This is a genomic window from Streptomyces sp. SID14436, from assembly GCF_010548465.1.
Classification (GTDB): domain Bacteria; phylum Actinomycetota; class Actinomycetes; order Streptomycetales; family Streptomycetaceae; genus Streptomyces.
On record NZ_JAAGMD010000630.1, the window covers coordinates 1 to 10,166 of the forward strand.

Annotated in this window: 11 protein-coding genes and 1 pseudogene; 7 read left to right on the forward strand and 5 right to left on the reverse strand. The window is 73.7% G+C overall.

The genetic code is table 11. The features are described 5' to 3' along the window. The 3 genes and pseudogenes from G3I53_RS22410 to G3I53_RS22420 form a co-directional block, all read left to right on the forward strand. Positions 1-916 (forward strand): annotated as a pseudogene (locus G3I53_RS22410) (metallophosphoesterase); the annotation flags it as partial. A gap of 117 nt (positions 917-1,033) precedes the next feature. Continuing rightward, positions 1,034-1,864 (forward strand): aldo/keto reductase, encoded by an 831-nt coding sequence (locus G3I53_RS22415; RefSeq protein WP_164335027.1) that lies wholly within the window; start codon positions 1,034-1,036, stop codon positions 1,862-1,864. A 62-nt stretch (positions 1,865-1,926) separates the two neighbouring features. Further along, entirely contained in the window at positions 1,927-2,535 is a 609-nt protein-coding gene (locus tag G3I53_RS22420; RefSeq protein ID WP_164438702.1) for a DNA polymerase ligase N-terminal domain-containing protein, read from the forward strand. A 45-nt stretch (positions 2,536-2,580) separates the two neighbouring features. Here the strand turns inward: G3I53_RS22420 and G3I53_RS22425 are convergent, their stop codons facing one another. Both G3I53_RS22425 and G3I53_RS34430 read right to left on the reverse strand, forming a co-directional pair. Next, complete coding sequence (locus G3I53_RS22425) at positions 2,581-3,048, reverse strand: peroxiredoxin (RefSeq protein ID WP_164339098.1); 468 nt, start codon at positions 3,046-3,048, stop codon at positions 2,581-2,583. Next, entirely contained in the window at positions 3,045-3,170 is a 126-nt protein-coding gene (locus G3I53_RS34430; protein ID WP_275406517.1) for a hypothetical protein, read from the reverse strand. Before G3I53_RS34430 ends, G3I53_RS22425 begins: the two co-directional genes overlap by 4 nt. Positions 3,171-3,401: 231 nt before the next feature. Between G3I53_RS34430 and ligD the strand changes: the two genes are divergently transcribed. Next, entirely contained in the window at positions 3,402-4,382 is a 981-nt protein-coding gene (gene ligD / locus G3I53_RS22430) for a non-homologous end-joining DNA ligase (RefSeq protein ID WP_164339026.1), read from the forward strand. Between the two features lie 132 nt (positions 4,383-4,514). Further along, on the forward strand, positions 4,515-5,291 hold the full coding sequence (locus G3I53_RS22435) for an NPP1 family protein (protein WP_031101790.1): 777 nt from the start codon (positions 4,515-4,517) through the stop codon (positions 5,289-5,291). Positions 5,292-5,355: 64 nt separating this feature from the next. Here G3I53_RS22435 and G3I53_RS22440 read toward each other — a convergent pair whose 3' ends face one another. Beyond that, the gene (locus G3I53_RS22440; RefSeq protein WP_031101789.1) at positions 5,356-5,877 is read right to left on the reverse strand and encodes a hypothetical protein; all 522 of its coding nucleotides are present in this window, start codon (positions 5,875-5,877) and stop codon (positions 5,356-5,358) included. Between the two features lie 504 nt (positions 5,878-6,381). Here G3I53_RS22440 and G3I53_RS22445 point away from each other — a divergent pair. Further along, positions 6,382-7,179 carry an RNA polymerase sigma factor SigF gene (locus G3I53_RS22445; protein WP_203591629.1) on the forward strand — a complete coding sequence of 266 codons (798 nt, stop codon included), beginning with the start codon at positions 6,382-6,384 and terminating at the stop codon, positions 7,177-7,179. Between the two features lie 57 nt (positions 7,180-7,236). Here G3I53_RS22445 and G3I53_RS22450 read toward each other — a convergent pair whose 3' ends face one another. Continuing rightward, positions 7,237-7,557, reverse strand: a complete 321-nt coding sequence (locus tag G3I53_RS22450) for an ANTAR domain-containing protein (protein WP_203591628.1) — start codon at positions 7,555-7,557, stop codon at positions 7,237-7,239. Positions 7,558-7,807: 250 nt separating this feature from the next. Between G3I53_RS22450 and G3I53_RS22455 the strand changes: the two genes are divergently transcribed. Then, positions 7,808-8,611, forward strand: coding sequence for a VOC family protein (locus tag G3I53_RS22455; protein WP_031101786.1), 804 nt, complete (start codon positions 7,808-7,810; stop codon positions 8,609-8,611). 97 nt (positions 8,612-8,708) lie between these two features. Here G3I53_RS22455 and glgX read toward each other — a convergent pair. Further along, positions 8,709-10,166 (reverse strand): glycogen debranching protein GlgX (glgX, locus tag G3I53_RS22460; RefSeq protein ID WP_164438703.1); only part of this gene is annotated, 1,458 nt, incomplete at its 5' end.

The window sequence follows — 10,166 nt, forward strand, 5'->3', positions numbered from 1 at the left end:
CGACGACGGCCGGCGCCTCGACGAGGCCCGCGCGCTGCGGTCGGCCCCCGGGCAGCGGGCCGTCCAGCCCGGCCCGTACTGGGCGATCGACGCCGGGCCGGTACGCGTCATCGGCATCGACACCGGACTGCTGGGGACCCTCGACGCCGAGCAGGGCGCCTGGCTGCGCGAGGTCGCGCGCGGGCCCCGCCCGAAGATCCTCGTCACCGGCTCGCCCCTGTACGTGGACGGCCGGTACCGCCCCTGCCCGATCGAGGGCGGCGGCACCGTCGACGACATCGTCCGCGACCCGGACAACCGCTTCGTCGCGGCGATCGGCGGCGACATCCACAACTACCAGCGCTACCCCGTACGGCTGCCCGACGGCCGCACCCTGCAGTACGTGGTGGCGGGCGGCGGCGGTGCCTTCACCCACGCCACCCACACCATCCCGCGCGTCGACGTGGCCGGGGTGAGCGAGCGGGACTTCCGCTGCTATCCGCTGCGCGGCGACTCCCTGGCCTTCTACAGCGCGCTCTACGGACGACGGCTGCGGCTGCCCCGCTTCTTCGCCCTGACCGAGGCGGAGGCCGCCGCCGTGATCGCGGAGCGCCTCGGCATCGGCCCGACCCGGGCACCGGGGGCGCCCGCCCGGGTCACCCGGCGCATGCGGCTGGTCGCGGGCCTGCTGGGCACCGGCCGCCGGCCCGACCGGACCCGACGGTTCCGGCTGCCGGTGCGCCGGCTGTACACGCAGCTGTTCTCGCCGGGTTCGGCGACGTACCGCCCGCCGTTCTTCAAGAGCTTCCTGCGGCTGGACGTCGGCCCCGACGCCGTCCGGCTGCGCTGCTACGCCGCGACCGGCAACCGCGCGCAGGAGATCGACCCGCCGGTGGAGGACGAGGTGACCATTCCGCTGCCCGGAGCGGCGGAGTGACGGCGGCTCATCACCGGCCGGCGGGGCGGCGACGCCCGGGGCGGACCCGCCCGGGTTGAGCGCCCCACGGCACGTCCCCGAGGCTGGAGGGACGACACCCCCACCGGAAGGTCCCCCGTGAGCGACATCCCGAGCCACACGCTGAACGACGGCACGACGATCCCCGCCCTGGGCCTGGGCACCTGGCCGATGGACGACGCGGAGGCCGAGCGGGCGGTGACGACGGCCCTTGAGACGGGCTACCGCCTGATCGACACGGCGGCGAACTACCGCAACGAGACCGGTGTGGGCCGCGCCGTCGCCCGGGCGGGCGTACCCCGCGAGGAGATCGTGGTGACGACGAAACTGCCGGGCCGCCACCACGGCTACGAGGAGACCCTCGCCTCCTTCGAGGAGTCCAGGGCCCGGCTCGGCCTGGAGTACGTCGACCTGTACCTCATCCACTGGCCGCTCCCCCGGGTCGACCGGTACGTGGATTCCTGGCGGGCGATGATCGACCTGCGGGAGCGGGGTCTCGTGCGGTCGATCGGCGTCTCCAACTTCACCGCGGACCACATCGGGCGGCTGGAGCGGGAGACGGGAGTGCTGCCCTCGGTCAACCAGATCGAGCTGCACCCGTACTTCCCGCAGGAGGACCTGCGCGCCCACCACGCGGCCAAGGGGGTGCTGACCGAGAGCTGGAGCCCCCTCGGCCGCGGCTCGAAGCTGCTGGACGACCTGGCGGTGGCCGCGGTGGCGGAGGCCCACGGGGTGACGCCCGCCCAGGCCGTGCTGCGCTGGCACGTCCAGCTCGGGGCGCTGCCCGTGCCGAAGTCCTCCGACCCCGCACGGCAGCGCGCGAACCTGGACGTGTTCGGCTTCGCGCTGGACGACGCCCAGATGCGGACGCTCTCCGACCGCGCCCACCGCCGCATCGGCGGCGACCCGGAGGTGCACGAGGAGTTCTGAGGGTGCCGCGCGGGTACCCGGACGCCGCGCGGGGACGGCCCGGCACGGAGAGGAGCACCACCGTGGGTGAAGGCGACCGGCTGCGGGACTACCACGCCAAGCGGGACTTCGGCCGGACCGGCGAGCCGCGGGGCCGGGCCGCGAAACAAAAGGCGGAGCCCCGTTTCGTCGTGCAGATCCACGACGCGCGCCGGATGCACTTCGACTTCCGGCTCCAGGTGGGCGACGTGCTGAAGTCGTGGTCCGTCCCGAGGGGTCCGTCCGCCGACCCCCGGGACAAGCGGCTGGCCGTGCCCACCGAGGACCACCCGCTGGAGTACGAGGAGTTCGAGGGCGTGATCCCGCAGGGCGAGTACGGCGGCGGCACGGTCATCGTCTGGGACCTCGGCACCTACGAGCCGCTCAGCCACGACCGCCGGGGCCGGCCCGTCGACTTCGCCGAGTCGCTGCGGCGCGGGCACGCCACCTTCCGGCTGCACGGCCGGAAGCTGAGCGGGGTCTACGCCCTCACCCGTTTCCGCGGCGACGGCGACGGGGAGCAGGCGTGGCTGCTGGTGCGCAAGGCCCGGGTCGGGGGCCGCGGCCGGGGCGCGCCCGACCCGCGCCGGGCCCGCTCGGCGATGTCGGGCCGCACCCTGGCCCAGGTCGCCGCGGACGAGCGCGGAAGCTGAGCGGCGGACGGCGGAGGGCCCGCGCGACCGGGTCCCCGCCCGGTCTCAGCCCTGGTGCGCGCGGAGGGCGGCCAGCGCCCGGTCCGCGTGCGCGTTCATCCGCAGTTCGCTGCGCACCACGTCGAGCACGGTGCGGTCCGGGGCGATGACGAACGTGGCCCGCTTGGTGGGGGCCACGGCGAAGCCCCGCTTCACACCGAACCTCTCCCGCACGGTGCCGTCGACGTCGGACAGCAGGGTCATGCCCAGGGTGTGCCGCCCGGTGAACTCCGCCTGCCGCTCGACGGGATCACCGCTGACGCCGACCGGCCGGGCGCCGACGGCCGCGAACTCGGCGGCCAGGTCCCGGAAGTGGCAGGCCTGCGCGGTGCAGCCGGAGGTCAGGGCGGCCGGGTAGAAGAACAGCACCACGGGTCCGTCGGCGAGCAGTTCCGACAGCCTGCGTTCGGTGCCCGTCTCGTCGGGCAGGGCGAAGTCCCCGACGGTGTCGCCCACCGCGACCCGCCCGCTCACGCGGCGCCCTCCGCGGCCCGCCGGCGGACGGACTCGGGCGAGGCGGTGCCGGGGCGGGGCGGCAGCGCACCGGCGGCCGGCCGGCCGGAGCGCGGCAGGGGCGAGCGGGGTGACCGGGGCACGGTTCCTCCTCCGAAGACCTGACCCGCAACCCTACCGGACGGTAAGTGAGCGCCGGCCCCGCCGGACCCGGCCGCCGTTCCCTCCGCCCCGGCCCCGGGAGAGGGGCCGGGACGACGGCTCCGGGCCCGGTGACTCCTCCGGCCGTCCCCGGCCGGTCCCCCGGGGCGCCGTTCGGGCGAATGCGCCGGGTGACGCGCGTGGCGGCGCGGGCGGGCGTTCACAACTGACCCGTGACCCTGCCGCTGATTCCGCCCATGCTCGCCACGCCCGGCACCCTCCCCTCCCCCGCGGCGGACGCCCGCTGGGCGTACGAGACCAAGCAGGACGGCCAGCGCGTGGTGGTGTACCTGCCCGGGGACGGCGGCATCGTCCTGCGCGCCCGCTCCGGGCACGAGATCACCGGCGCGTACCCGGAACTCCTGCCGCTGGCGGACGCCCTCGGCGGCACCCCCGCCGTGCTGGACGGCGAGATCCTCGCCCTGGACGAACAGGGGCGCGCCAGTTTCCAGTTGCTCCAGTCCCGCATGGGGCTGGCGCACGCCCCCGGCCGGGCGGCGCGGCGGGCCGCTGCCGTCCCCGTCCACCTGATCCTCTTCGACGTGATGCACCTGGGCGGCCGGTCCCTGCTGCGGCTGCCCTACACGCGGCGCCGCGAGGAACTTCAGGGGCTCGGTCTCGCCGGGCCGTCGTGGTCCACCCCGGCCGCACTGGTGGGGCACGGCGCCGAGGCCCTGCGGGCCACCCGCGAGCACGGGCTGGAGGGCCTGGTCTGCAAGCGGCTGGACTCGGTGTACGAGCCGGGGGTGCGGTCCAGGGCGTGGATCAAGATCCGCAACATGCGCAGCGAGGACGTCATCATCGGCGGCTGGCTGCCCGGCAAGGGACGGCTCACGGGGCTGCCGGGTGCCGTCCTCGTCGGTCAGCGGGCGGCGGGACGGCTGCGGTACGTCGGCGGGGTGGGCACCGGCTGGAGCGAGGACGAACGGACGGAGCTGGCGGGCCTGTTGCGGGCCGCCGCGACCGACGTGTGCCCCTTCGACCCAGTGCCGGCGGTGCCGGGCGCGCACTGGGTGGTGCCCCGGCTGGTCGGCGAGGTCCGCTACAGCACCCGCACCCGGGACGGCCGGCTGCGCCAGCCGTCCTGGCTGCGCCTGCGGCCGGACCTGGCGCCCGAGGATTCGGCCGCGGACATTCCGGACGACGCGGTGTGATCCGAGCGGATCCCGCTCATCCTCAACGACCGTACGACAGAAGCCTCTTGGCACCGGAGCGTCCAGCCGCGATGCTGAACGCCCTTGCCCCCCACAGCCGTTGGGCTGCGCCCGGACCAAGAGGAGGACGCAGTGTCGTCGAGCACGTCCCGGACCCACCGCAGGAGATGGCTGACCGGACTCGCCGGAGCCGCCGCGCTGGTACTGGCCTTCCCCGCCACCGCCTTCGCCGCGCCGCCCCCGGCCCTGCCGGCCGACGCCAACGACCTGGAGCGGACCTTCCAGCCCGCCTACGACTACGACAAGGACGGCTGCTACGCCTCCCCGGCCATCGGTCCGGACGGCTCCGTCAACCCCGGGCTCAAGCCGACCGGCGCCCTCAACGGCGACTGCCGGGACGCCTCCGACCTGGAGAACACCAACGGCTACGCGCGCTCCGCGTGCAACAACGGCTGGTGCGCCGTCGTCTACGCCCTCTACTTCGAGAAGGACCAGGCCCTGCCGGGCGTCAGCCTCGGCGGCCACCGCCACGACTGGGAGCACGTGGTGGTGTGGGTGCGCGACGGCACGGTGGAGTACGTCGCGACGTCCAACCACGGCTCGTTCACGATCCACGCCCGCTCGGCCGTGCGCTTCGAGGGGACGCATCCGAAGGTCGTGTACCACAAGGACGGCATCAGCACGCACTGCTTCCGCCTCGCCACCTCGCGCGACGAACCGCCGGAGAACCACCGGGGCACCTGGCAGTACCCGGCCCTGGTCGGCTGGGACGGCTATCCGCCCGGGCTGCGCGAGAAGCTGGTCTCCCACGACTTCGGCAGCGCCCATTTCGGGCTGAAGGACGGCAGTTTCGCCTCCCACCTGGCCAAGGCGAAGCCGTCGGGCGTCCCCTTCGACCCGAACGGCTGAACGCCGGTCCGTCCGCGGGAGTCCGGGTGCCGCCCGGCTCCCGCGGGCGGCGCGGACGCCCCCGTCAGGCGGTCCCCTCCTCCGCCTGGTCCTGGAGGAAGACGCTGACCTGCTGCGCGAGGCTCTCCCGGCCGGCGGCCGCGGGTGCGCCCGGGGACCTCTCGTGCACGCCGACGCCGCCCGTCCACAGCCGGCGGGCCGTCCACTCCTCGTCGACGCGCAGCTGGACCTGGACGTCGACATGGGTCAGGGCCGCCTCGCGCCCGGCCGCGTACACGACGGCGGTGGCGCGGCGCAGCGGATAGACGTCGAATCCCTCGATGAACTGGGAGTTGCGCCAGTCGATGAAGGCGCTTTCTCCGTCGGGGCCGATCCGCACGTCGATCTGGCCGTCCTCGAGATGAATTCCGGCCGCACGCCGTCCGCGGTTCTCGACGGTCACGCGGACACTGAAGTACGTCAGCCCTTCGGCGGCCTCGTCGCGTCCGCGCGGCGGTTCGCCCGTTTCCAGACGGTGGACGCGGACCCGCAGACCGGCATGCTCGTCGTACTCCTGCCAGTCCCCGACCACGTTCGGCTCGTACACAGTGCACCTCTCGACTTCTGTGGCAGCTTCCTATCTGTGGGCTCAGCGCACTGTCAAATGGGCAGAATGCGGCGTGGTCAGGCAGTTCGCCCCATGGAATCGACGATCAAGCGCTGCGCTGGAGGGATCCGCCGGACCGCGCCCCGGGGCCCGTGCGGGGCGTGCCGCACATCACGTCCGGAGGGGGAGCGCCGTCCGCGCGGCCGGCGTGACCGCGCGGGGGCCCGCACGCGCGCGCCGCGGGGCGCCGGGCCCGCCCCCGGAATTTCACACTTCGAATTCCCGCGATTCCACACCGTGTGCGGCGCTGTTTTCTTTTCCCGGTCTTTCCGCATATCGCTTTCCGGACCGTTTCGGAATGGCGGGCCACGGGAAAGGAATGCTCAGTGCTTCGGACAGGAGGCACGTCCGCGGGAACGGCGCGCCGGGTCCCGGGTCCTCCCGTGGTCCGAGCCCCGCGCCTCCCCGGTGTCTGTCCCCCGGCACCTGCTCAGGGAGGTGCGCATGACGCGTATCGCCGGCAGCACGACGAAGCCGCATCCCCACGACGACGCCCCCGACACGGCCGCCGACTTCGCGCGGCTGGTCCGGCTCCCCGACGGCCCGGAACGCCAGGACCTGCGCAACGCCCTGGTCGCGGCCTGGCTGCCCATGGCGGAGCGGCTGGCCGTCCGCTTCCGGGGCCGCGGGGAGACCCTGGAGGACCTGTACCAGGTCGCGGCGCTGGGCCTGGTCAAGGCGGTCGACCACTACGACCCGGCGCGCGGGCGCGCCTTCGAGGCGTACGCGGTGCCGACCATCACCGGCGAGATCAAGCGGCACTTCCGGGACCACATGTGGACCCTGCACGTGCCCCGGCGGGTGCAGGACCTGCGCAACCGGGTGCGCGCCGCCGTGAAGGAACTCGCGCAGACCACACCCGGCCGGGCCCCGACGGTCGCCGAGATAGCCGCGTACGCCCGGATGACGGAGGACGAGGTGCGCACCGGGTCGGAGGCCCTGGAGTGCTTCACCGCGCTGTCGCTGGAGGCGGAGATGCCGGGCACCGACGGCTACGCGCTGGGGGACGCGCTCGGCGCCCCCGACCCCGCCTACGACCAGGTCGTCGACCGGGTGGCGGCCCGGCCGTGCCTGGAGGCGCTGCCGGAGCGCGAACGGGTCATCCTGTACCTGCGGTTCTTCCGCGGGATGACGCAGAGCGACATCGCCGAGCGGCTCGGGATCTCGCAGATGCACGTGTCCCGGCTGCTGAGCGGCTGCTTCGCCCAGCTGCGGGCCGAACTGCTGTCCGAGGGGTGCTGACGGGCGAAGCGGGGTACGGGCGGGGCACGGCCGCCGTCCGGACCGGGATGTCCCCGATCAGGCGTCGGGGGGTGACCCCGGGACGCGGGTGGGGCCCAGGCGGTCCAGGGCGTCCTCGAGTTCCGCGCGCACCTCCGGCGGCAGGAGCCCCGTCCGCCCCCAGACCAGGATCAGGTCGGCGACGTTGCGGAGTTTGATGTTGGTGCGCTGGGAGACCTCCCGGAGCACGGTCCAGCCCTCGTCGGGGGAGACCCGTCCGAGGGCGACGATCATGCCGATCGCCTGGTCCACCACCGCATGGGAGACCACGGCGTCCTTGAGCTGCTGAACCTCTTCCTCCAACTGGAGTATGCGGTCCGAGCCCCCGTCCGTGGGCATGGTCACCTCCGGATCCGGTGTGCCGCCGTCGTGATGCCGTCGCAGAGTGCTTGAGTTCCTTCACCCAGTGTCCGGCCCCTCCATCGTCGCCACTCGTCCCGCCCTCTGCCACCGGGGCCGGACGGGAGCCTTCCGGATCTTCGTTTCGGCAGTGCCGCCGGGGTACTCGGCAGGCGCCCGAGGCGGTCCGGGCCGGACACTGGTGTCATTCCGGTGGCTGCCGGGCCGAAGAGATCAGGACACGACTTCCATGAACCACGACATGCCCTCCCCCACCGGCGCGACGGACGTCGTCTCGACGCACTCCGTGTACGGCGCGCCCTGCTGGGTGAGTCTGACCAGTCGCGACGTGAAGACGACCGAGGAGTTCTACGGGGCCGTCCTGGGCTGGCAATGGCGGCCCGCCCGGCTGGGCGAGTCCTTCCGGGTCGCCCTGGCGGACGGGGCGCCCGTGGCCGGGATCGCGGCGGTCGCCACCATGTGGCGGATGGCCGTGGCCTGGACCCCGTACTTCGCCGTGCGCAGCGCCGACGAGGCGGTCTCCCGGGTGCAGGAACGCGGCGGCACCCTGGCCGTCGGCCCCCTGTCGCTGCCGCCGGGGCGGGCGGCGCTGCTGGCCGACCGTGACGGGGCGACCTTCGGGATCTGGGAGGGCGAGCTGTTCACCGACTGGCTGACCTGGCATCGCGCCCAGCCGGTCTCCATCATGCTGCACACCCGGGACGCCTTCGACGCCGCCATCTTCTACGGCGAGGTCTTCGACTGGGGCTCGCAGGGCCCGGGCCTGTGCGAGGTGCGCTACGAGAGCGACGAGGTGGTGCTGCGCAGCGGCGGCGACGTCGTGGCGCGCATCGAGTCGGGGGCCCTGGAGTCGGCGCCGGACCCGACGATCCGGCCGCACTGGCGGGTGCACTTCGCCGTGTCCGACGTCGCGGCCTGCGCGCGGGCCGCCGAGCGGCACGGCGGCAGTGTGCTCTCCGAGAGCGAGGACGAGGCCGTGCTGCGCGACAACGACGGCGCCCGGTTCACGGTCACCTCCCGACGGCGACGCTGACCCCGGACGACGGCGGGCGCACCACGGCCGGCGGCGGGCCCCCGCGCGAGGGGCGCGCCGCCGGCCGTGGGTCGGGGCGTGGTGGGACCGTGGTGGGTCAGCCCTCGCCGCGGGGCGGCCGGGAGAGCACCATCAGGCTCCGGGCCCCGACGGTCAGCCGGGTGGCGGCCTTGTACTCCGACTCGTCCGGGGTGCCCTCCGGGTCGGCCGTGTCGATCAGCGCCGTCCAGCGCTCGCCGTACGCCTTGGGCGGCAGCCGGAAACCCACCGGCTCCCAGTGGCTGTTGAGCAGCAGCAGGAAGGAGTCGTCGACCAGCCGCCGGCCCCGGGGGTCGCGCTCGGCGATGGCGTCGCCGTTGAGGAAGACGCCCACCGAGTGGGCGTCGGAACGCCGCCAGTCGTCGTCGGTCATCTCCTGGGCGTTCGGCAGCAGCCACACCAGGTCGGGCAGGGGCTGGCCGGCGTGCCGCACGGTCTCGCCGAGGAAGAAGCGGCGCCGGCGCAGCACCGGGTGGGCGGCGCGCAGCGCGATGAGGCGCCGGGTGAAGTCGAGCAGGTCCCGCTGCTCGGCGTCGAGCCGCCAGTCGATCCAGGAGAGCTCGTTGTCCTGGCAGTAGGCGTTGTTGTTGCCGCGCTGGGTGCGGCCGAGTTCGTCGCCGTGGGAGAGCATCGGGATGCCCTGGGACAGCAGCAGGGTGGCGAGGAAGTTGCGCTGCTGGCGGGCCCGCAGCTCCAGGACGGCGGGGTCGCGGGTGGGGCCCTCGACGCCGCAGTTCCAGGACCGGTTGGTGCTCTCGCCGTCCCGGTTGTGCTCGCCGTTGGCCTCGTTGTGCTTGTCGTTGTAGGACACCAGGTCGCGCAGCGTGAACCCGTCGTGCGCGGTGACGAAGTTGACGCTGGCGCGCGGGCGGCGCCGGTTGTGCGCGTACAGGTCGGCGGAGCCGGTCAGCCGGGACGCGAACTCGCCGAGGGTGTGGTCCTCGCCGCGCCAGAAGTCCCGTACGGCGTCCCGGTACTTGCCGTTCCACTCCGACCAGAGCTGGGGGAAGTTGCCCACCTGGTAGCCGCCCTCGCCCAGGTCCCAGGGTTCGGCGATCAGCTTGACCCTGCTGATCACCGGGTCCTGCTGGATGAGGTCGAAGAACGCGGAGAGCCGGTCGACCTCGTGGAACTGCCGGGCCAGGGTCGCCGCGAGGTCGAAGCGGAAGCCGTCGACATGCATCTCGGTGACCCAGTACCTCAGCGAGTCCATGATCAGCTGGAGGACGTAGGGGTGGCGCATCAGCAGGCTGTTGCCGGTGCCGGTGGTGTCGTAGTAGTGGCGCCAGTCGCCGTCCACCAGGCGGTAGTAGGAGGAGTTGTCGATGCCGCGGAAGGAGAGCGTGGGGCCCTTCTCGTTGCCCTCGGCGGTGTGGTTGTAGACGACGTCGAGGATCACCTCCAGCCCGGCCGCGTGCAGGGTCCTGACCATCTCCTTGAACTCGGTGACCTGCTGGCCGCGACTGCCCGACGCCGCGTAGGCGTTGTGCGGGGCGAAGAAGCCGATGGTGTTGTA